Raw genomic sequence first — 21,764 nt, forward strand, 5'->3', positions numbered from 1 at the left:
ACAAACGTGCGCTCAGATTTAACAAACGTCCTGGAACAGAGAGGAGCGCCTGATGGGGACCCCAATCAACAAGGCGATCGCGGTGTTCGTTGGTGCGGCAGCGGTTGTTCTGGCGGTCGGATTCGGTGCCGTGGGCGTTAGCCAAACCGGCAACGCAGCGACGGCGGCGACGCATCCGCCAGCCAGCGTCGCGATGCCGCAGCCCGGCACGACCGTCCCCGGCGTGCATATCGGCACGCTCGCGGCCTGCATCGTAGGATCGAACTGCTAGCCGACCGCTGTTCGCGATGGCCCATCACACCTGCGTGATGGGCCATTTTCGTCCGGCACGATTTCGCCGCCCGAATCTGTTTGCGCGGCGAGGCCGCGGGGTAAGAAAAAGTGGGCGGCGCGAAGTGGCGCACGTGGAGATGGGGGATCTGATGAGATCTGGCCCGAGGACGGCGGTCGCACTGTTCGGCGGTGCGGCGATGCTCGTGTTATCGGTCGCCTGCGGTGGCGGACATAAGGGCGGCCCCAGCAGCAGCACCACGACCCCGACGACCACACCGTCCTCCAGCGTGGCGCCCTCCACCGCACCCGGTGGCGGCGGCGGTGAGCCGGGCGGCCCGAACGGCGGCGGTGGCCCTAATGGCGGTGGCGGCGGCGTGCCCGGCGGCCCGACCGGTGGCGGCGGTCCCGGTGGCGGTGGCGGCGGCGTGCCCGGCGGCCCGACCGGTGGCGGCGGTCCCGGCGGGGGCGGCGGCAGCATTCCGGGCGTCGGCGGTGGTGGCGGCGGACCGGGCGGTGGCGGCGGTTGCGTCGGCAACGTCTGCGGCGGTTTCTGATCACCCGATGAGCCGGCGCTAAAGCGCAAACACCAAGACTTGCTCCCTAGCCGGTGGGGCCGGGATCACCTGGCCCCATCGGCTGAACCCTTGTCTGGACCTAGGGCCCAAGCCGCATTCCGAGTTATGGTTCTGCCAACTCGGATGCAAGGGGACTTCAATGTCGAAGCTGCGGTTCGGATACTTCATCGCCCCGTTCCACCGCGCGGGCACCAATCCGACGCTGGCCCTGCAACGCGATCTCGCCTTCGTCGAGCATCTCGACGCGCTGGGCTTCGACGAAGTCTGGTTGGGCGAACACCACTCGGCGGGTAGCGAAATCATCAGCTCCCCAGAGATTTTCATCGCCGCCGCCGCCGAACGCGCGAAGCGAATCCGGTTCGGCACGGGTGTCATCTCGCTGTCGTATCACAATCCGCTGTGGGTCGCCGACCGGCTGATGCTGCTGGATCACCTCACGCACGGCCGCATCATCGGCGGCGTCGGGCCGGGCTCGCTGCCCAGCGACTCGTCCATGATCGGACTCACCCCGACCGACACGCGCGAGCTGCTGGAAACCAATCTCGACATCGTGGTGCGGCTGCTGGCGGGCGAGACGGTCAGCGCCAAGACCGCCACCCATCAGCTCTTCGATGCGAAGCTGCAGCTCGCTCCCTACTCCGATGGCGGGATACCGCTGTCGGTCGCGGCGGTCGCCTCACCGACGGGCGCGCGGTTGGCGGGTAAGCACGGCATCGGCCTGCTGTCCATCGGGGCGACGTTGACCGTCGAGGGTTTCAACGCGCTGTCCTACCACTGGGGCATTGTCGAGGAGCGCGCCGCGGCCTTCGGCACGCAGGTCGACCGCAAGAACTGGAGCCTGGTCGGTTTGTTCCACCTGGCCGAGACCGAGCAGCAGGCCCGCGAGGAGGTCAAGTTCGGCATCGAGCCGTGGTTCCGGTACTTCCAGAAGGTGGCGGCGTTCCCGCAGATGACGATGCCGGGAGAGCAGCTCGACGAAATGATCGACGTCATCAACGAGAACGGCGCGGGCGTGATCGGCACGCCGGAGCGGGCGCGCGAACAGGTGCAGCGGCTCTGGGACCAGTCCGGCGGATTCGGCTGCATGCTGCAGATGGGTCACGAGTGGGCCAACCCGGCCGCCACCCGACGGTCCGCCGAGTTGTTCGCCGCCGAGGTGATGCCGCACTTCCAGGGCCAGGCGCAGCCGACGCTCGACGCCGCCGCGCGCGCCGGCCAGGCCCGGGAGAACCTGGCGCAGTCGCAGCTGGACGCCGTCGCGCACATGACCAAGAAGTATCAGGACGAGGTCGAGTCCAGATAGCGGCTCATTGCGAGGCTTCATACCGAGACGACAGCCGCCTCCCAGTGGGCAGCTAAAGACGCGGCGCATACCTGGAGAATGACCACCGACACCCTTGGCCCCGCGATCACCCGCGTCTTCGGAATTGCCGCCACCCTGGCCGTACTCGCGCTCTACGACGCGGCGCGTGTCACGACACCGGAGACCGTGCCGAGCTGGGACTCGGTGCACCTGGCGGACGCCGCCGGTTCACCCGGTCTCACCGGCGGTTTCGCGACCGATGACGGCGACGATCAACTGCAGCAGCAGCTACAGCAATCCATGCAACAGGCCGAACAGCAGAACGAGCAGGCCCAGCAGCAGTTCAATCAGGACATGCAGCAACAACAAACGTACGAAAACCAGTTCAACAACCCGTGATTCGTGAATCGAAGCGTGGCGGCCGCTTCGTGCGGCAGTCATGCGGGTGCGGGACGGTCAGCGCCCCGCGCGGGATTCCCGCTCGGCCGCCTTCACCAGCCGGCCCGCGAAGAACCGGACCGCTCCACCCATGGCGGCGCGCATCAGCGGACCCGTCCCGCGGACGCCTTCGGTGAACGAACCGGTCCAGCGGATGTCGGTCCCGCCCGCCGCGTTCGGCGTCAGGACCACCTCGCCGCCGTAATCCTGGGCCGGGGTGCGCGGGCCCACCAGCTTGTAGGCGTGGCGACGGTCCGGCTCGTAGGCGACGGTTTCCTCCTGCACGTAGACGGGCCACATGCCCACCTTGCGGACGGCCCCGATGCCACCAGGCGCCGGGTCGCCCTGGCGCGCCCAACTCGAGTGCACGACGATCGGCTTGGCCCACTGCGACCAGTTGGCGCCGTCGGCCACCAGCCGGAACACCGTCGCCGGGGGCGCACTGCTGGTGCGGGTGACTTCGAAGGAATAGTTGCGGCCCGGCATGACGACTCCTGGTGGTAGCAAACGGACGGCCCTGGACGCCGCTCGCCGGTAGGCTACCGCCCGCCCCGGCCCATGACCGGATCGGGTTGACCGTCGCCGCGCGCCCGGTGATCGAGCACCCGCCCGAGGCGGCGAATGCCCGCGCCGCTCTTGCTGTTTGCCGATTCACCGGCGCGAAGACCGCCGCTCGGCTTGCCTAGACTGCAGTCATGGATCGCGGCTCCCGGCAGGACGGCCCGGCTGCCGGTGGCCTCCTTCGCATCGAGGACTGCCTGGACGCCGCGGGCCGGGTGGTGCTGCCGCCCGGGGTCAACCTGATCTCGCTCATCGACCGCAACATCGCGAACGTCGGTGACACCGTGGCGTACCGCTACCTCGATTTCAGCCGTTCGGCGCGGGGCGAAGCCGACGAGGTGACATGGACCCAGTTCGGTGCGCGGCTGCAGGCCATCGGCGCATGCATCCAGCAGGCCGCGGGCCGCGGTCAGCGCGTTGCCGTCCTTGCGCCGCAGGGCATCGACTACGTCGCCGGGTTCTACGCGGCGGTCAAGGCCGGAACCATCGCAGTGCCGTTGTTCGCCCCGGAGCTGCCCGGGCACGCCGAACGCCTCGATACCGCGCTGCGGGATTCGGAGCCCACCGCCGTGCTCACGACGACCGCCGCCCAAGGGGCGGTGGAGGCGTTCCTGGCCGGCCATCCGCATCTGCGCCGGCCGCAGGTGATCGCCATCGACCAGATACCCGACGCGGCGGGGGAGTGGTTCGCGCCGACCGAGCTCGGCATGGACGACGTCTCGCACCTGCAGTACACGTCGGGCTCCACCCGCCCGCCGGTCGGTGTCGAAATCACCCACCGCGCGGTGGGCACCAACCTGGTCCAGATGATCCTGTCGATCGACCTGCTGGACCGAAACACCCACGGCGTCAGCTGGTTACCGCTCTACCACGACATGGGTTTGTCGATGATCGGCTTCCCGGCGGTCTACGGCGGCCACTCCACGCTGATGTCTCCCGCCGCCTTCGTCCGCCGCCCGCAGCGATGGATTCAGGCGCTGTCCGACGGGTCCCGACAGGGCAACGTCGTCACCGCCGCACCGAACTTCGCGTACGAATGGGCCGCGCAGCGCGGACTGCCCGGCCCCGAGGCGGACATCGACCTGCGCAACGTGGTGATGATCATCGGTTCCGAGCCGGTCAGCATCGACTCCATCAAGACCTTCACCAAGGCGTTCGCGCCCTACGGGTTGCCGCCCACCGCGTTCAAACCCTCCTACGGCATCGCCGAGGGCACCTTGTTCGTCGCGACCATCGCCCCGGCCGCCGAGCCGACGGCGGTGTACTTCGACTCGGAACTGCTGGGCGCCGGATCGGCGGTGCGCGTCGACGCCGATCATTCCAGGGCCGTCGCGCACGTGTCGTGCGGTCAGGTCGCACGCAGCGAATGGGCCGTCATCGTCGATCCCGCCAGGCGATCGGAGGTGCCGGACGGCCAGGTGGGCGAAATCTGGTTGCAGGGCAACAACGTCGGACGGGGCTACTGGGGACGGCCCGACGAGACGCGACGGGCCTTCGGCGCCAAGCTGCAGTCGCGGCTCGCCGACGGCAGCCACGGCGACGGCGCCGATCTGGACGGCTCCTGGCTGCGCACCGGGGACCTGGGCGTGTATCTCGACGGTGAGCTGTACGTGACCGGCCGGATAGCGGACCTGGTGACGATCGACGGCCGCAACCACTACCCGCACGACATCGAGGCCACCGTCGCCGAAGCCTCCGAGATCGTCCGGCGCGGATACGTGACGGCGTTTTCCGTGCCGGCCGACGATGACCCGGATACCGCCCGACTGGTGGTGGTCGCCGAACGCGCGGCGGGCACCAGCCGTCAGGATCCGCAACCGGCGATCGAGGCCATCCGGGCGGCGGTCGCACAGCGACACGGCCTGAGCGTGTCGGACGTCCGTCTGCTGCCGGCCGGCGCCATCCCGCGCACGACCAGCGGCAAGCTGGCCCGCCGGGCCTGTCGCACGGAATACCTCGCCGGCACCCTGGGCGTCCGCTGACCCGGGGTCAACCCGGGGGAGTTGCTGGCATCCTGGCGGTGTGGGTCTGATATTCCGGTTGGCGGAGCTGTTGATCGTCATCCTGCCGCTGACGGGCGCGATCGTCGCCGCCGTGCGCGCGTTCGGCAGCTACCGACGACGCGCCGACGAGCGGTCGCGGGAGTTCGGCCGCGAACCACTGCCCGGCGCGCCCGCGGGCGACGGCGCGGGCGGAAATCAAGCGGCCCAGTGGCGCGCGATCCGGCGCGTCCTCGATGAGCATGGCCGCACGGATGCCCGCTGGCTCGAATATGAGCTCGATGTCGCCAAACTGCTGGACTTCCCGCTGATGACCGACATGCGCGAGGCCAACACGATCGCGTTCCACAAGGCCAAGCTGCGGGCCGACTTTCTGCGGCCGGCGCAGGCCGAGGATCTGCTCGACGACCGCGACGGCGCCGCGCGGTACATGGCCGCGGTCGAGGACTACGTCACGGCGTTCAACGCCGCCGAGGCCGAGGCGATTCGCCGCCGCCGCACCGATTTCTCCAACGCGGACCAGCAGCGAATTGCGCGGGCGCAGAGCCTGTTACGGGTGGCGGCGGACCCCGCCGCGGCCGCCCAGGAACGTCAACGCGCCTACGATGTGGCCCGCAACGAACTCGAGGGCCTGCTGGTGTTGCCCTCGGCGACGCAGGCCAACCTCGAACGCGGGATCTCCGGCGAGCTCGAGCGATAGGGCCGGTGAGCTAGGGACAGGTGTAGCCGCCGTCGATCACGACGTCCGACCCCGTCATATAGCTGGACGCCTCGCTGGCCAGATAGACGTACAGGCCGACGAGTTCCTCGGGGCGACCGATGCGGCCGAGCGGAATCTTCGGCTCCCACTGGCGGTGATACTCGGTTAACGGCTCGACGAGCTCGGTGAGGATATAGCCGGGGCTGACGCTGTTCACCCGGATGTTGTGGGCCGCGAATTCGACCGCCATGGCCTTGGTCAACTGGATGACGGCCGCCTTGGCGGTGCAGTAGTGACCGACCTGCTGCGGAACGTTGATGATGCTGCCCGACATCGACGCGGTGTTGATGATGACGCCGCCGCGCCCCTGGGCGACCATCGCCCGGGCCGCCGCCTGCGCGGTCAGGAAGACTCCCGTCACGTTGGTGTCCTGGATCCGCTGGAATTCCTCCGGCGACATCTCCAGCATCGGGACGACCGCGATGATGCCGGCATTGCAGACCGCGACGTCGATCCCGCCCAGCTCCGCGGTCACCCGGTCGACCATGCTGTTCACCTGGTCGGGTTGGGTCACGTCACATCGAATCGGCAGGACCTTGCCGGCGCCGTCCGCCGCCAGCTCGCCGGCGATGCGTTCCAGCGCCTCGACATTCCGCGCGGCGATGGCGACGTGGGCGCCGGCTTGCACGTAGGCCTGCGCGACTTTCCTGCCGATGCCGCTGGACGCCCCGGTCACCAACGCCCGCTTGCCGCGCAGGCTGAACAAGTCCAACACGTTCATCCGATCTCCCCATTCATACGAGCGACCCAAAACCGAAACACGTTCTAGTGTGTCCGCTATGGGCAAATTCACCAGGGCAGAAATCGACGAAGCCGTCGAGAACTACACCAAGGTCGTCGAAGGGTGCAGCGCTTCGGGCGACTGGCGGCCCTTCGCGGACCTCTTCACCGAAGACGTCGTCTACACCGAGCATCACTACGGCGTCTTCCACGGACGCGAGGCGGTTCGCGACTGGATCGTCGCGGTGATGGCGCCGTTCCCGCACATGCGGTTTCCCAGTGACTGGATCGCCCACGATGAGGACAACGACGCCGTCGTCGTCATGATCAAGAACCTGCTCGACCATCCGACCGATCCGAACGGCGAGCCGTTCTGGTTCCCCAACTGGACCCGCCTGGTCTATGCCGGCGACGGGCTGTTCTCCAGCGAGGAGGACATCTACAACCCCGACCGTGACGCTCCCGGCGCCGTCGCGGCGTGGCTGCAGGCCGGCGGGCAACTCGCCACCACCGAGATCCTGCAGCCCGGCGCCTAGCGGCTAGGCTCTGGCTCGAGAGTGCTTGTGCGCGAAGCGCTATCACCGGCGCTAGCGCATTCCCCAGTTACGTAATGCTCTCCAGCGGCCGCCTGCGCCGCCGCGACCGGACCTTGTCCAGCGCCTGCTCCCAGGCGAGCAAGGTCGTGGCCTTCACGTTGGCGGGCTTCACGCTGTCACGGGACAGCAGCGCCGTCGCAGCGGCCTTCGTCGTCGCCGAGGCCTTCGACATGTGGCCCGAATCGAATGGCGGCTGCGGATCGTATTCGAGCGCGAGCTGGATTGCCTTCGCGCGGGATTCGCCGGCGATCTGTCCGGCCAGCCACAACGCGAGGTCGAGCCCGGCGGACACGCCGGCGCTGGTGACCATGTCGTCGGAGTGCACGATCCGTTCGTCGGCCACCGGAACCGCGCCGAATGCCTTGAGCGCGGGGATCGTCAGCCAGTGCGACGTCGCCCGCCGGCCGTCCAGCAGCCCCGCGGCCGCCAAGATCACCGACCCGGAGCACACCGACGTCGTCCAGCTCGCGCTGCGGTGGGCCCGGCGCAGCCAGTCGAGCAACGCGTCGTCGCGTGCGTGCACCGGGGTCGACGGCCCGCCGGGCACGAGAATGACGTCGGGGGAGGGTGTTTCGGCCAGCGAGTGGGTGGCGCCGATGACCAGCACCCCGGAGTCGGCGGTGATCGGTCCGGCCTCGTGCCACACGAAGCGAACCTCGGCGCCGGGCAGGTTGCGCAGCACCTCGTACGGCCCGATCATGTCGAGCGCGGTGAATCCGGGGTAGGCCACGATGGCGATTTGGGTCATCGGTGTCGTCCTTTCGGTGTCAGGCGAAAGCCTTGCGGTATTGATCGGGCGAAATACCCACGCGGCGAAGGAAATTGCGCCGCATGGTTTCCGCGGTGCCGAAGCCGCACCGGGCGGCGATGGCGACGACGGTGTCGTCGGTCTCCTCCAACTGCCGGCGCGCGGCTTCGGTGCGGATCCGTTCGACGTATTGGCCGGGCGCCTCGCCGATTTCGGCGGTGAACACGCGGGTGAAGTGGCGCGGGCTCATCGCGGCCCGGCGGGCCAGATCACCGATGCTGTGCGGACGGCCCGGGTCGACCTCGATCGCCTCCTGCACCTCGCGGATGGAATCCCGTCTGGCCCTCGGCATCCACACCGGCGCCGCGAACTGCGTCTGGCCGCCCGGTCGGCGCAGATACAGCACCAGCCAGCGGGCGACCGTCTGCGCGACCTCGGTGCCGTGGTCGTCCTCGATCAGCGCCAGCGCCAGGTCGATGCCGGCGGTGACGCCCGCGGCGGTCCACACGGTCTGCGAGCTCCGCACGAAGATCGGGTCGGCGTTGACCTCGATCGCGGGGAATTGCGCCGCCAACCGTTCGGCGAAGGCCCAGTGTGTGGTCACCCGCTGCCCGTCCAGCAACCCCGCCTCGGCCGCGAGAAACGCACCGGTGCACACCGTCACCATGCGGCGGGCCTGGCCGGCGACGGCCTTGATCCAGGCGACGAGCTCGGCGTCGGCGCGTGCCTCGTCCACGCCGGCACCGCCGGGCAGCACCACTGTGTCGATCGGGTCGGCCGGGTCCGGCAGCGGCGTCGTCACGAAGGCCAGCCCGGTCGCCGTGGCTATCGGTTGGCCGCCGACCGAGGCGACAGCGACGTCATACCCGCCGCCGGTCAACATCGATGCGCTGGTGAACACGTCGTATGGGCCCACCACATCGAGCGCCTGCACACCGGGGAAGCCGGCGATCACCACCTTGCGAGGCATGGATTCAGTGTTGGCCACGCGGGGGCACGTCGTCTACGCCATGCACCCCACCAATTAGGACATGGGACCTGCCCCGTGGCGGCCGCGACGGCCTTGGCAGACTGTTGCCCATGGCACAGATAACGTTGCGTGGAAACCCGATCAACACTGTCGGCGAGCTGCCTGCCGTCGGATCCAAAGCCCCGGCCTTCAGCCTGGTCGGCGGCGATCTGGCCGCGGTCAGCAGCGAGCAATTCGGCGGTAAGCCCTTGGTGCTCAACATCTTTCCGTCCATCGACACGCCGGTGTGCGCGACCAGCGTGCGGACCTTCAACGAGCGGGCCGCCGGCGGCGGGGCGACCGTGGTGAACGTCTCGAAGGACCTGCCGTTCGCGCAGGCACGGTTCTGTGGCGCCGAGGGCATCGAGAACGTCAAAACCGCGTCGGCGTTCCGGGACAGCTTCGGCGAGGACTACGGCGTCACGATCACCGATGGCCCGATGGCCGGATTGCTCGCGCGCGCCATCGTGGTGGTCGGGGCCGACGGCAACGTCGCCTACACCGAGTTGGTGCCCGAGATCGCGCAGGAGCCCAACTACGACGCGGCTCTGGCGGCCGCGGGCTGATCCGCGCCCGCTGCCAGTCAGGCCTGTTCGAGTTCGGCCCGCCCCACGCGCTGCGACGTGGCCCCCAGCACCTCGCGGCAGCCTCGCCACATCTGCTCGATGATGTCGGCGGCCGGGGGCAGGTCCTCGATGCGCCCGGCCACCTGGCCGGTGTTGGCGACGCTGGCGTCGAGGTCGCCGTCGAAGTAGAGCCGCTGCACGCGTTGTAGGGCCGCGGCGCCCGCTTCGGCGGACGTCGCGGCGTCGAGCCGCTCGGCGGCGGGCGTGCGGATGACGCGCATCATCCGGTTGCCGTCGAGGGGGAGCAGCACCGTGCCGGTCTCGTCGGCGTCGACGACCGCTTGCTTGAGGTTGCCGTGCACCGGCGAGTCCGCGGACGCGAGCAGCCGGGTGCCCATCTGCACCGCGTCCGCGCCGAGGACGAAGGCGGCCGCCATGGACCGCGCGTCACAGATCCCGCCCGCGGCCACGATCGGGACGTCGACGTGGGCGGCCACCAACGGCAGCAGCACCATGGTCGAGGCGCCGAACCGATTCTTGAATCCGCCTCCTTCGACGCCTTCGACCACCAGCCCGTCCACGCCGGCATCGACGGCCTTCTTGGCCGCGGCCAGGGTGCCTACCACGTGGAACACCGTGATGCCCGCATCGTGCAGACGTTCGGTGAAAATCGACGGGCTGCCGGCGGAGGTGGTCACGAAGCGAATGTCGTTGGCGACAAGCAAGTCCAGCATCGCCGGATCACGATTGAACAGCAACGCGATGTTCGCGCCGACGGCACCGGCGGTCAGTTCGCGCACCCGCCGCAGGTCGGCTCGTCCTTGATCCGAGGTGGTCTCGATGATTCCCAGCGCACCGGCGTTCGACACCGCAGCGGCCAGTTGGGCGCCGGCGATATAGGTCATCGGCGCCTGGATGATCGGGATGTCGATGTGCGCCAGCGCGCAGACCCGGTTGCCCGGTGGACCGGGTTCGGCGGTGGTCATCGGTCCCGCGGATCGACGAGGTCGCGGAAGCTTTCCGACCGCTGAACGGATGCGCCCAGGCTTCGCACCCGGTCGGTCAGCGCGCGGTCGGATGTCACCACGCGAATGTCGTGCGGCGCGGCGTCGGCCGCGACCAGCCGGACGATCTCGTCGTCGGCCGAATTGGCGGCCGCCCTGGGTGCGTGCGCTATCTCGATCACCGATGACGTGATGGCGCTCGACGGCGGTCGCTCAAAAACCACCGTCACCGTTTCTCCTTGCCGCGACGCCCATCGATTCAGCCTTTCCACCAAGGTGACCATCGCACCGTTGCGGTCCTTCCACCAGCCATCGGGACGGCTTCCGATCACATTCATGCCGTCGACAATCCAGCGCACCACCCACACGGTAAACGACCTGTCACGACGGCTGATTTCGTTCGCAAAACCGGGAGTGGTTGATACGGTCACCCCCATGACCTCGATCGCCGACACAACAGACCGGGTGGTGGCGCTGGCCCGCGGTATGCGGGACCTGGTGCAGTCCGAAGCCGCCGAATCGGAGCGGCTGCGCACGCTGTCCCCGGCGATCGTCGATGCGATGTGGGCCAGCGGGCTGATGTCGGCGTTCAACCCGGTGGCGGCCGGTGGCGTCGAGCCGTCGTTCACCGAGATGATCGAGACCTGGATCGAAATGGCTTGGCAGGATGGGTCATTCGGTTGGGTGGGGATCGCCAATCTGCCCTCGTCGTTCGCCGCGGCAGCATACCTGCCCGACGACGGCTTCGCCGAGGTGTTCACCGCGCACGACAACCGGGTCACCCTGGGCGGCCAGTTCTTCCCCAACGGACAGGGCGCCGCCGGCGACGGTGGCTACCGGGTGAGCGGCGCGTGGAACTTCGGCTCGGGCATCGGGCACGCGGAATATGTTGCCGCCGGGTTCCTGCCGATGGACAACGGCGAGATGCGCTGGATCAGTGAGGGTTTCCCCGAGATGCGGGTCGCCGTCATTCCGCGCGACGAGATCAGCTTCAACGACGGCTGGTTCGTGCAGGGACTGAAGGGAACCGGTTCCTACGACTACAGCGCCGCAGACGTTTTCGTGCCCGAGAGGCGCACGTTTGAACTGTTTGTGCGGCAGCCCCACCGCGGGACGTCGCCGGCCAGCCGGATGGGACTGATGCCGGTGACCGCGGCCGGGCACGCGTCGTGGGCGCTGGGCGTGGCCAAGAGCATGCTCGACGATGTCCAAGAGCTGGCCGCGACGAAGTTCCGAATGAGCGACATGGCGTCGCTGGCCAGCCGCCCCACCTTCCAGAAGGGCCTGGCGCATCACCGCGCGGCCTGGCGCGCGGCCCGGCTGTTGGTGCTCGACGCGTTCACCGCCGCCGAGGCGGCGGTGGCATCGGGACAGGACCTCACCCCGGCGCTTCGCGCCGACATGCGGGTGGCCGCCGTCTACGCCACCGACACCGCCCGCGGCTGCGCCGAATGGGCGCATCTGGTCGCCGGGACCAGCTCGATCCGCGAGGGCAGCCGGTTGGAGCGCGCCTTCCGCGACATCTACACCGGAACGCAGCACGCCTTCATCAGCGAGAAGGTCGCCATCGACGCCGCCCAGATCTGGCTGGGCATCATCGACGACCAGCCCGGGTTGTAACCCGCCGGCGCCGGGCAGTTTGCGCACGCGCCTAACCGGCGGTGGCAATTGGCTGGCCCCTGAACCGATCCTCGAGATCAACCCCACCGCGTTCCTCGAGGCGGCTGACGGCAGGCGTCAGCTGGTGCGCATCGATCGCCGCCCATCGCGACGGATGAGCACAATGCGCAAAACCAGGAAATCGTCGCTTTTGGTGACTATTGACTACAACAGCGACACAGCTCTAAGCGGCGTCGTACGTTCGGATTGCACAACATATCCGAGTGCGGCGCATGATTACGGAACCACTGGAAATGCACGCGGGCGCGAAGTTTATCCGCAAATGGCCGGTTCTGCCATTCATGTGCAACGTACTAAATGTCGATGTTGAAAGACAAGGAGCGAGGAAATGGTCGCATTGGGCAGCATCAACGGATGGCAACCGGCCCATGGTCCGGTAGTCACATGGACTGCCTCAGCAGTAGCGCGTGAGGCGGCTCGTACGGCACCGCGATCGGACCTGCCTGCCACTTACCAGCAGTTCCAACACGTGCGAATCGCTCACTACGCGAAGGCGATGGGCAGGCAGCTGCCCCGTTTGATGGTCGTGGCGTGGGACATCCCCGGTGTGTGTGACATCGCGGCGATGACGGCCGCAATCAATGCGCATGTTCGTCGTCACGACACCTACCACAACTGGTTCGAATTCGATAATGACGACGTTGTCCGACATGCCATCGACGACGTGGAAGCCGTCGAATTCCTCCCGGTGCAGTCCGGGAATATGGACGTGGCGCAGATAAGGGCGCATGCAATGACGACAACGCCGGGAACCCTCGAATGGGATTGCTTTACCTTCGGCGCCATCCAGCACAGCGAATACTTCACGTTCTACGCCAGCGTCGACCATCTCCACATCGACGGCATCTCCGGCAGCTTGATATTCCTCGACATTCACCTCGCCTACCAGCGCTCGCAGCTTGCCGCACCGCTCACGCTTCCGCCAGCCGGGAGCTACAGCGACTACACCATGCGCCAACACGAGCAGCTGGCCGGCCTGACCTCGTCGTCCCCGCAGGTCAAGGATTGGCTCAAATTCGCGCACGACACCGACGGTGACTGGCCGAGCTTCCCGTTGCCGCTCGGCGACACGTGGGCCAGCGACCGAGGCGACTTTCTGACTGTCGACTTGCTGGACGCGGCCCAGACAGAGTCCTTCGACACCGTCTGTCGCGCAGCCGGCGCCCGATTCAGCGGTGGAATTCTGGCCTGCGCAGCCCTGGCCGAACGCGAATTCACCGGCGCCGACACCTATTACGGATTCACGCCGTACGACACGCGGACGCCCGGCATCGACACGATGAGTGTCGGGTGGTTCGCCAGTCTCATTCCCGTGACCGTGCCGACGGGTGCCGGCTGTTTCTTCGAGTCGGCGCCGGCAGCCCAGAAGGCGTTTGACTCCGCGAAACATCTTGCCGGCGTGCCGTTGGAACGGGTCTTGGAGTTGACGACCCCAGATCAGCCGGCCATCAAGCTGCCCACGCGCCCGGCCATGATGGTGTCGTTTCTTGATTTCCGAAAGATACCGATCGCCGCATTGTGGGAAGAAACGAACTTCGGCGCCTACGGCGACAACTTGTCGCACGGCGGGATCAACATCTGGATCAACCGGCACGCGACAAAAACCACCGTGACCATCTCCTTTCCGGATAACCCGACCGCGCGCGATTCGGTACATCGTTACATCTCGGCATTGACGCAAGCATTCACCGCCGTCGCCGAGACCACTTCGCGGTGGGCGGATGTGGTTGCAGACCACGCCAACTCGAGCCACGCCGTACCCGCAATCACCCTCTAACCCGAAGGGATAAGCACAATGACCAATGTCATCGACCTGGTGGACCAGATCCACTTCCTCGGCGAGCAGGCCACCGGAACCAGCAACGTGCTTCAATGCGTCTGGGTCTACGACCGGACCATCGACGTCGATGGTGTGCGGCGGTTTCACCACCATCTTGAGCGAGGACGGTTAGCCCGTCGCATCGAACGGTCACCGGTGCCCTGCGGCCGGCACCGCTGGGTAACGCCCGGCCGCTCATCCGGCCTCGAGATCGTCGCCCGCGCCCGCTCCCGCGCCGAGTTCGACGCCTGGTTGGACGAGCAGGCCAGCACCCCGCTGGATTGCGAGCACGGACCCGAATGGCACCTCGCCGTTCTGCCGTTCGCTGAGGGCGGCGCGGGAATCAGCCTGGTCATCTCACATTGCCTCACCGACGGTGTCGGGCTTTGCGAGGCATTGGCGGATGCGGCCGACGGTCTGGACGACGTGATTACATGGCCCGCCGCGCAATCGCGCTCCCGGTGGCGCGCGCTTCGCGAGGACAGCCGCCAGACGATGCGCGACATCCCCGCGATCAGTCGCGCCATCACCGCAGGCACACGGACGCTACTGCGCAGCCAGAGTCGTGACGGGTCTGGCACCCCTGCACCGGATGGGACACAGCTGCCTTTCGTCGGGACTGACGAACTCGTAACTGTCCCGACGGCAACGGTATTCGTCGACGCGCAGGAGTGGTACGGACGCGCACAGACGCTCAGGGGAACTGGCAACGCATTGCTTGTGGGACTGGCGGCACGCCTGGCCCACCGAATGGGGCGGGTCGCAGCCGACGGTTCGGCGGTCGTGGCAATACCCGTCAACGACCGCGTGCCCGGTGATACCCGCGCCAACGCGATCACCGGTATCGACATCTCTGTCGACCCGCTGTCAGCGGCGACGGACCTTCAGGAGATCCGCGCCGCAACCAAGCACGCGCTGACCCACCGCCAGGAGGTGCCCGACGAACGGTTCGCGCTGCTGCCCATCGTTCCCCTGCTACCGAAGTGGTTGGTAAAGCGAATGATCGGTCTGGCCGTTGGCAATACGACCACCGCGTCGTCCAACCTCGGAGTCGTCAACCCGGCCGCCAACCGGCCAGACGGCACCGACGCCGACTACTTCGCCATGAAGATGCGTTACCCCAGCATGACCAAGGCGACGATGCACCATACCGGCGGGCTGCTCAGCTTGCTCTCCGGCATAACACACGGACGGGTCTTCGTCTCCGTCGTTGCATACCAACCTGGAAACATGACAGACGAACTGCAGCAGATGATTTCGGACACGCTGAGCGACTTCTCGCTCACCTGCACCACGAACTGGCGAAGCCCCGAAGTCGTGGCCGCCGGATAGACGCCGGTAAAAGGCCACCCACGAAAGCGGCATCAGAAGCCGCCCCCTCGACCGCACCCACACGAATGAAGGTTGGCCATGGCCACGCAATCGATCACCCCCAAGGTCTCGACAGGCAGCGACGCGTTCGCTGTGCTGGGCCGCCTCATCAGCCGTGCACCTTGGCTCGTGATCGCCGTCTGGCTCGCGGCAGTCGGCGTTCTGGCGGTGGCCTTCCCCTCCCTGACGAAGGTGGTGGAAAATCAAACCGTTCAGGCACTTCCGGCCAAAGACCTGGCGGCGGCCGACCAGATGGCCAAGGATTTCGGTGAATCCGCGCAGAACATCCTGATCGTCGTGCTCACCGATGGCAACGGGCTGACACCCGCCGACGAGGGGGTCTATGGCAGGCTGGCCGCCAGGTTGCGCGCCGATACCCGCGATGTGGCCGGCGTGCACGACCTCGTCACCATGCCCGCTCTGCGCCCTTCGATGGTCAGTGCCGACAACAAGGCGTTCTACCTTGCGGTGGACCTCAAAGCGCCCGCGGGCTCCCCGGAGTCCTCTCAGGCTTATCAGCGGATCGCAGCAGTCACCGAACGCTCCGCCACGGGCTCCGCGCTGACCGCGCAGGTGACCGGACAAGCCGCCGTCGTCGGTGACATGTCAATCGTGACGGCCCACGACATGCACTTGATTGAAATCGCCACCGCCGCACTGGTGCTCACCATCCTGTCGGTGATCTATCGGCGCCCGGTCACCGTGTTGGTGCCCTTGCTCACCATCGGATTTTCGGTGGCCTCGGCCCAGGGCATAGTGTCCGCGCTGAATCAGCTGGGGTTAGGTGTGTCCGCACCGACGATCGCATTGATGACCGCGATGATCGTCGGCGCCGGCACCGATTACGCCGTTTTCTTGATCAGCCGTTACCACGAGTACCTGCGGTCGGGTGCCGACTCCGACCTCGCAGTACAGAAAGCGTTGACCTCCATTGGCAAGGTCATTGCCGGCTCGGCGGCCACGGTCGCCCTCACTTTTTTGGGCATGATCTTCACCCGCCTACCCGCGTTCACAACTGTTGGCCCGGCACTTGCTATCTCGATCCTGATCGCCTTTCTCGCCGCGATCACGTTGTTGCCCGCCACGCTCGTCCTTGCAGGCCGGCGCGGTTGGGTGGCGCCCCGAAAAGCTCTGACTGGCCGGCTGTGGCAGAGGTCAGGCGTGCTGATCGTTCGCCGGCCCAAGATGCATCTCCTGATCAGTCTGGCACTGCTGGTCGCGCTGGCCTCCTGCGCCGCCTTCCTATCACCCACCTTCAACGACCGTATGCAGCTGCCGCAGTCGGCACCGAGCAATGTCGGCTTCACGGCGATGGAACGTCATTTCGCGACCAGTGCACTGCTGCCGCAGTACATCTACGTGCGCTCGCCACGTGACCTCCGTACCCCACAAGCCTTGGCCGACCTGGAGCAGATGGCCCAACGCGTTTCGCAGCTGCCCGATATCGCCGCGGTGCGCGGCGTCACGCGACCCAACGGCCAACCGCTCGATCAGACAAAACTGAGTTTTCAAGCCGGACAGGTAGGCACCAACCTCGAGAATGCCTCAACCCAAGTCTCCGGCAGAAGCGACGACCTCGACGCATTGACCGCTGGCGCGGACAAACTGGCGGCAAGTCTCGGCCAGGTTCGCGACCAGACCCATATTGCTGCCAGGCCAGCAATGGAACTCGGCACGACCTTGAACCAGGTGCGACAGCAGCTGGTCGCCGCGTCGCAGTTCTTGGACACCCTGCGTGGGCTGGCGAACACCGGGTCCGCCGCGCCGCTGGTCGACGGTGCCGTTGACGCGGTCGGCCCCATGATCGACGCCTTGAACGTGAGTCCGCAATGCAACGCAGACCCTGCGTGCACTGCTGGCCGCGCGCAACTGCAACAACTAGCCCCGGCGCGAAACGGTGGTACGTTGATTGCGCAGATAGCCCCTGTGGTGCAACGGCTCGCGACGATGATGCAGCGGCTGAGCGCACTGTTGGCGGCGGCGGGCAATACCGACGTGCCCCAACGGTTGGTTCGGCTGCAACAAGGTGCCGACGCGCTCGCCGACGGGAGCCAGCGGCTGGACCAGGGAGTGCGCACACTCGTCGAACAGACCAAGAAGATGGGCGTCGGAATGAACCAGGCGGCCGACCTGCTGCTCTCGATGAATCGTGACGCGTCGCAAACCGCCATGGCGGGCATGTACATCCCGCCCAAGGTGATCACGTCGGACGACTTCAAGAACGCCGCGAAGATGCTCATCTCGGCCGACGGGCGTTCGGTGCGCTTCATCGTCGAGACGAAATTCGATCCGTTCAGCACAACCGCAATGGATCAGGTGGCGTCGATCCTCAATACTGCTCGCGGCGCCCAGCCCAATACCTCACTCTCGGATGCATCGATATCGGTCGTCGGCACCACCGCGATGTACAGCGCGATGCGGAGCTACTTCAACGACGACGTACGTCTGATCGTCATCGTGACGCTCGCGGTTGTCTTCTTTATCCTCGTCGCACTGCTGCGGTCCATCGTGGCTCCGCTGTATCTTATTGCCTCCGTGGTGATCTCGTTTCTGTCGGCGCTGGGCGTGGGAGTCGTCGTCTTCCAGTTCGTGCTCCATCAGGCCATCTATTGGAACGTGCCGGCCATGGCGTTCATCGTGCTGGTCGCCGTCGGAGCGGACTACAACCTGCTCTTGATCACACGAATTCGCGAAGAGTCAGCCTCGGGCGTCCAAAGCGGAGTCATCCGTGCCGTTCGTTCGACCGGTGGTGTCATCACCTCGGCCGGCATCATTTTCGCGGCCTCGATGTTCGGGCTCCTATTCGGCAGCCTGTCTTCCATGGTGCAAACCGGGATGATCATCGGTGTAGGGCTGTTGGTCGACACCTTTGTGGTGCGCACCATTACGGTGCCGGCTCTGGCGGCAATGCTCGGCCGGGCGAACTGGTGGCCCGGCAAGGCGATCACTCAGCGGGGTAGACGCCTTCGTCGCTTGTCGATCGCTACGAATTCCTGCTCGGGTCGTCCCGTGGCTCCGTAACGCAGGCCCACGGTGAGGTCACCGGTGCTGGCCAACGCCGCCAGATACCGTTGGGCGGTTGCCCTCGATATCCCGATCGCAGCAGAAACTTCCGCCGCCGACATCGGCTTGTTCGATGTTCCTAAGGCTTGCAGCACAAGCTGTTTGGTGGAGGAAGCCGCTAGGGTGGCCGGCTGGGAAGGAGCAATCCTCGGGCGCAGCGCGTCGAGTGCCGCGTCCACGTCGCTGGAGCTCAGGTTGGGGCTGGAAAGGATTTTGCGGTACCGCGCATAGCCGGCCAGCCGCGCGGCGAGGTCTGTGGTCGCGAACGGCTTCACGAGATAGCTCAGAGCCCCGGCCGACATGGCTGCTCGGATCGTGGCGGCCTCGGTTGCCGCCGTCAGTACCATGCTGTCGCCGCGTAATTCACGGACAAGATCAATTCCGGACCCGTCGGGTAGGTAGACGTCCACCAACGCAAGATCGACGGCGTCGGCCTTGCGCGCGGCGTCGAGCGTGTTGACGGTGGCGACCACCGTGAAGCCGCCAAGCGTATTGACGACCTCCGCGTGCATATTGGCGACGCGGAAGTCGTCATCGACGACCAGCACCGTCAGGTCTGCGTCGCCCATTGCGCCTCCTCTACCATCACGCCTGGCAGTCGAGCGATGAACTCCGCGCCCTGCAGCTGCATCTCGGTGTTCCCGGGACTGGCCAGCCATAGATCGCCGCCCAGCGAGCGGCTGATCTGACGCGACAGCGCGAGCCCGATACCCCGGCCGCCCGGGATGCCGGAGTCCGGCTTGGTCGTCCTGCCCTCGGTGAACAGATCGCCAACGAACTCGGGCGCGACGCCGTCGCCGCTGTCGGCCACCGTGACATGCAGCGTCGAACCGTCCTGCAATAGCTCGACTTCCACTTCTCTGGGCTCGGTATCGCTCACCCGAGCGGCATCGATGGCGTTGTCCAGCAGGTTGCCCACCACGGTGGTGACGTCGACTGGCAGCACGAGCCGGCCTGACACCCAGGTGTTCTCACCGATCTTCAGCGTCACGCCGGCTTCGCGCGCGGCCGCAGCCTTGGCCGCCAAAAAGGCCTGCAGGTACGCATCGCGGATCGAGTCGATGCCCGGTAGCGCGGATCCCAACGGGCCGGAGCCGAGAAGCTCTTCCAGATATTGCAACCCCTCGTCGACATGGCCGCCGTGCAACAGCCCGTTCAGTAGGTGCAGACGGTTGGCGAACTCATGGCGCTGTGCGCGCAGCACGGTGCTCATCACCTGCACCGCGTCGAGTTGCCGCGTCAGTGATTCGACATCGGTTCTGTCCCGCACCACCAGCACGGTTCCCAGTTCGCGTCCTTCTCGCAATACCGGCCGCGCGGAGACCACTACGATGCGACCACTGACATTGGCCAGCGTTGGCGCCGAATCGGCCGCTTTGAAAACGTCACGGACCCGTGGGGTCAACCCGATGTCATCGACGGAGCCGCCTGTGTCGCTACCGATCTCGAGAAGCCGGCACGCCTCATCGTTGACGAAGGTGATGTTCCAGGAGGTGTCGGCTGCCAGCACGCCCTCGCCGATGCCTTGCAGCACCGCCGTCTGGCTGCGCACCAGCTCGACGATCTCGGCCGGCCGCAAACCCAGCGTCAGCCCTCGCCAACGCCTGGCCAGCAACACGGAGCCGACCACACCGACCACCAGGAGAACTCCTCCCATCGCGGCCAGCACGCGCAGATTGCCAGAAAACTGTTCATCGAACGCCCTCGTGGAGATGCCAACGCCGACGAAACCCAGCACACGATCAGAACCCGCGTCCAGCACCGGAACCCTGGCAACTATCGACCGGCCGTAGACCGTGATTTCATGAAATGTCTCCTCGCGCCCGGCAAGGGCCTGCGTGATATCGCTACCGACCATCCGGGCCAAATTGTGCCGATCGGGAGAGGCGAGCCTGATGCCACGCATGTTGGCGATCACCACAAACGACACGTGCGTGCGCTGTTCGACGTGTGACGCAACGCTTTGAATTGGACCGACCGCAAGTTCGTCGACCAGTGCAGGGCTTGCGGTCAACGGGGTGTCGTTGTAGCGGGAGATGTTGTTGATGACCGTCGGGGAAGAGGCCACTACCCGAGCTATATCCAAGGCGTGAACGCCGTACTCGACGTCGAGACGGTGACGGTTGAATGCGGCGAACAAACCAAACGCGACGATCAACGTCAGCGTCACGACGACGAGCTGCACCAGCAGTACCTGGGTGCCGAGTCGCAGGTCGATGCGGCCTGTGGCGGCCATGCAAAGACCCTATCGCTCTCGTGAGCAAAATGCGCGAAAGTTCACGACGTGGGGCCGCAACCACCCCAAACAAGGGTGGACGGTTATGCAACATCCAGTTTCGTCACCGCATACCATTGCGCCCATGCGCGGCGCAAAAATCCTGATCACCGGCCCGACCGGTCAAATCGCCACCCCCATCGCCCGGGCGCTTGCCGGCGACAACGAGGTCTGGGGGATCGCCCGTTTCACCGACACCGCCGCGCGTGAAGGCCTCGAGAAGGCCGGAATCCGTTGCGAGAAGGTGAATCTCGCGGCCGGCGACTTCACCGGTGTGCCAACCGATTTCGACTATGTCCTCAACCTGGCGGTGGCCAAGAGCGGAAGCTGGGACAAGGACCTTGCGGCCAACGCGGAGTCGGTCGGCCTGCTGATGGCCCACTGTCGCACCGCAAAGACCTTCCTGCATTGCTCGTCGGCGGCCGTCTACGACCCGCCGGACGACGAGCCGCGCAGCGAGCGGTCCGCCCTGGGCGACAACCACAAGCCACTCTTTCCGACCTATTCCATTTCCAAGATCGCCGGGGAAGTGGTGGCCCGGTCGGCGGCTCGCATTCTCGGCCTGCCCACCACGATCGCGCGGCTCAACGTTCCCTACGGTAACAACGGTGGTTGGCCGTTCTATCACATGGAGATGATGCTGGGCGGCATCCCGATTCCCGTCCCGCCCGGTGAGCCCGCGCGCTACAACCCCATTCACGAGGACGACATCATCGCCACCATCCCCAAGCTGCTCGAGGCCGCGTCGGTCCCGGCGACCACGGTCAACTGGTGCGGAGACCAGACCGTCAGCTTGCAGGAGTGGTGCGACTACCTCGGGTCCCTAATCGGCGCCGAACCGGTCTTCGAGCCGAGCGAGCAAGCGCTACGCGGCAATCCCACCACCATCGACCGGATGCACGAGCTCATCGGCGGCACCTCGGTCGACTGGCGCGACGGAATCCGTCGCATGGCGGCCAAGTACCACCCGGAGCTCGTTGGCGTCTAACCGGTTGCGGCACAA

21 protein-coding genes are annotated in these 21,764 nt (G+C 66.5%); 13 read left to right on the plus strand and 8 right to left on the minus strand.

Going from position 1 to position 21,764, the window contains the following annotated elements; translation table 11 throughout:
- Nucleotides 1-52 precede the first annotated feature (52 nt).
- The 4 genes from A5659_RS20230 to A5659_RS20245 all read left to right on the plus strand — a co-directional run bounded on the left by A5659_RS20230 (nucleotide 53) and on the right by A5659_RS20245 (nucleotide 2,550).
- Nucleotides 53-271, plus strand: coding sequence for a hypothetical protein (locus tag A5659_RS20230; protein WP_067183744.1), 219 nt, complete (start codon nucleotides 53-55; stop codon nucleotides 269-271).
- 151 nt (nucleotides 272-422) lie between these two features.
- Nucleotides 423-827, plus strand: a complete 405-nt coding sequence (locus A5659_RS28655; protein ID WP_067183855.1) for a hypothetical protein — start codon at nucleotides 423-425, stop codon at nucleotides 825-827.
- A 160-nt stretch (nucleotides 828-987) separates the two neighbouring features.
- Complete coding sequence (locus A5659_RS20240) at nucleotides 988-2,151, plus strand: LLM class flavin-dependent oxidoreductase (protein ID WP_067183747.1); 1,164 nt, start codon at nucleotides 988-990, stop codon at nucleotides 2,149-2,151.
- Between the two features lie 78 nt (nucleotides 2,152-2,229).
- Nucleotides 2,230-2,550: a hypothetical protein gene (locus A5659_RS20245; protein ID WP_066863273.1), complete on the plus strand. Its 321-nt coding sequence runs from the start codon at nucleotides 2,230-2,232 to the stop codon at nucleotides 2,548-2,550.
- A gap of 57 nt (nucleotides 2,551-2,607) precedes the next feature.
- Here the strand turns inward: A5659_RS20245 and A5659_RS20250 are convergent, their stop codons facing one another.
- On the minus strand, nucleotides 2,608-3,075 hold the full coding sequence (locus A5659_RS20250; RefSeq protein ID WP_066863270.1) for an SRPBCC family protein: 468 nt from the start codon (nucleotides 3,073-3,075) through the stop codon (nucleotides 2,608-2,610).
- Nucleotides 3,076-3,284: 209 nt separating this feature from the next.
- Between A5659_RS20250 and A5659_RS20255 the strand changes: the two genes are divergently transcribed.
- Nucleotides 3,285-5,132: a fatty acyl-AMP ligase gene (locus A5659_RS20255; protein ID WP_067183751.1), complete on the plus strand. Its 1,848-nt coding sequence runs from the start codon at nucleotides 3,285-3,287 to the stop codon at nucleotides 5,130-5,132.
- 40 nt (nucleotides 5,133-5,172) lie between these two features.
- Nucleotides 5,173-5,850 (plus strand): hypothetical protein, encoded by a 678-nt coding sequence (locus tag A5659_RS20260; RefSeq protein WP_067183755.1) that lies wholly within the window; start codon nucleotides 5,173-5,175, stop codon nucleotides 5,848-5,850.
- A 10-nt stretch (nucleotides 5,851-5,860) separates the two neighbouring features.
- On the opposite strand, the gene A5659_RS20265 is transcribed toward A5659_RS20260, so the two are convergent.
- Nucleotides 5,861-6,631 (minus strand): SDR family oxidoreductase, encoded by a 771-nt coding sequence (locus A5659_RS20265; RefSeq protein ID WP_066876701.1) that lies wholly within the window; start codon nucleotides 6,629-6,631, stop codon nucleotides 5,861-5,863.
- 58 nt (nucleotides 6,632-6,689) lie between these two features.
- Between A5659_RS20265 and A5659_RS20270 the strand changes: the two genes are divergently transcribed.
- The gene (locus tag A5659_RS20270; RefSeq protein WP_066863261.1) at nucleotides 6,690-7,166 is read left to right on the plus strand and encodes a nuclear transport factor 2 family protein; all 477 of its coding nucleotides are present in this window, start codon (nucleotides 6,690-6,692) and stop codon (nucleotides 7,164-7,166) included.
- A gap of 67 nt (nucleotides 7,167-7,233) precedes the next feature.
- Here A5659_RS20270 and A5659_RS20275 read toward each other — a convergent pair whose 3' ends face one another.
- Together A5659_RS20275 and A5659_RS20280 are read right to left on the minus strand one after the other, a co-directional pair.
- The gene (locus tag A5659_RS20275) at nucleotides 7,234-7,974 is read right to left on the minus strand and encodes a DJ-1/PfpI family protein (RefSeq protein WP_066863257.1); all 741 of its coding nucleotides are present in this window, start codon (nucleotides 7,972-7,974) and stop codon (nucleotides 7,234-7,236) included.
- A 19-nt stretch (nucleotides 7,975-7,993) separates the two neighbouring features.
- Nucleotides 7,994-8,944: a GlxA family transcriptional regulator gene (locus A5659_RS20280; protein WP_066876858.1), complete on the minus strand. Its 951-nt coding sequence runs from the start codon at nucleotides 8,942-8,944 to the stop codon at nucleotides 7,994-7,996.
- Nucleotides 8,945-9,054: 110 nt separating this feature from the next.
- On the opposite strand from A5659_RS20280, the gene tpx reads away from it, so the two are divergent.
- Nucleotides 9,055-9,549: a thiol peroxidase gene (gene tpx / locus A5659_RS20285; protein WP_066863254.1), complete on the plus strand. Its 495-nt coding sequence runs from the start codon at nucleotides 9,055-9,057 to the stop codon at nucleotides 9,547-9,549.
- 17 nt (nucleotides 9,550-9,566) lie between these two features.
- On the opposite strand, the gene A5659_RS20290 is transcribed toward tpx, so the two are convergent.
- Nucleotides 9,567-10,535, minus strand: coding sequence for a nitronate monooxygenase family protein (locus A5659_RS20290; protein WP_066863251.1), 969 nt, complete (start codon nucleotides 10,533-10,535; stop codon nucleotides 9,567-9,569).
- Nucleotides 10,532-10,912 carry an NYN domain-containing protein gene (locus tag A5659_RS20295; RefSeq protein ID WP_067023956.1) on the minus strand — a complete coding sequence of 127 codons (381 nt, stop codon included), beginning with the start codon at nucleotides 10,910-10,912 and terminating at the stop codon, nucleotides 10,532-10,534. The genes A5659_RS20290 and A5659_RS20295 overlap by 4 nt, the downstream gene beginning before the upstream one ends.
- A 76-nt stretch (nucleotides 10,913-10,988) precedes the next feature.
- Here A5659_RS20295 and A5659_RS20300 point away from each other — a divergent pair, with 76 nt between their 5' ends.
- The 4 genes from A5659_RS20300 to A5659_RS20315 all read left to right on the plus strand — a co-directional run bounded on the left by A5659_RS20300 (nucleotide 10,989) and on the right by A5659_RS20315 (nucleotide 18,444).
- Nucleotides 10,989-12,173: an acyl-CoA dehydrogenase family protein gene (locus A5659_RS20300; protein WP_067141941.1), complete on the plus strand. Its 1,185-nt coding sequence runs from the start codon at nucleotides 10,989-10,991 to the stop codon at nucleotides 12,171-12,173.
- A gap of 388 nt (nucleotides 12,174-12,561) precedes the next feature.
- Nucleotides 12,562-14,010, plus strand: a complete 1,449-nt coding sequence (locus A5659_RS20305) for a condensation domain-containing protein (RefSeq protein ID WP_067183759.1) — start codon at nucleotides 12,562-12,564, stop codon at nucleotides 14,008-14,010.
- Between the two features lie 18 nt (nucleotides 14,011-14,028).
- Nucleotides 14,029-15,384 carry a hypothetical protein gene (locus A5659_RS20310; protein WP_067183762.1) on the plus strand — a complete coding sequence of 452 codons (1,356 nt, stop codon included), beginning with the start codon at nucleotides 14,029-14,031 and terminating at the stop codon, nucleotides 15,382-15,384.
- Between the two features lie 168 nt (nucleotides 15,385-15,552).
- Nucleotides 15,553-18,444, plus strand: coding sequence for an RND family transporter (locus tag A5659_RS20315; protein WP_369829390.1), 2,892 nt, complete (start codon nucleotides 15,553-15,555; stop codon nucleotides 18,442-18,444).
- Here A5659_RS20315 and A5659_RS27260 read toward each other — a convergent pair.
- Nucleotides 18,372-19,055 carry a response regulator gene (locus A5659_RS27260; RefSeq protein ID WP_082972422.1) on the minus strand — a complete coding sequence of 228 codons (684 nt, stop codon included), beginning with the start codon at nucleotides 19,053-19,055 and terminating at the stop codon, nucleotides 18,372-18,374. The genes A5659_RS20315 and A5659_RS27260 overlap by 73 nt on opposite strands.
- A complete protein-coding gene (locus A5659_RS20320; protein ID WP_197498113.1) occupies nucleotides 19,037-20,722 on the minus strand; it encodes an ATP-binding protein in 1,686 nt (561 codons plus the stop codon). The genes A5659_RS27260 and A5659_RS20320 overlap by 19 nt, the downstream gene beginning before the upstream one ends.
- 124 nt (nucleotides 20,723-20,846) lie before the next feature.
- Here A5659_RS20320 and A5659_RS20325 point away from each other — a divergent pair, with 124 nt between their 5' ends.
- Entirely contained in the window at nucleotides 20,847-21,749 is a 903-nt protein-coding gene (locus A5659_RS20325) for an NAD(P)-dependent oxidoreductase (RefSeq protein WP_067183770.1), read from the plus strand.
- The last annotated feature ends 15 nt before the right edge of the window (nucleotides 21,750-21,764 follow it).

Origin of the sequence: Mycobacterium sp. 1165196.3 (assembly GCF_001673415.1) — a bacterium.
Taxonomy (GTDB): Bacteria; Actinomycetota; Actinomycetes; order Mycobacteriales; family Mycobacteriaceae; genus Mycobacterium; species Mycobacterium europaeum_A.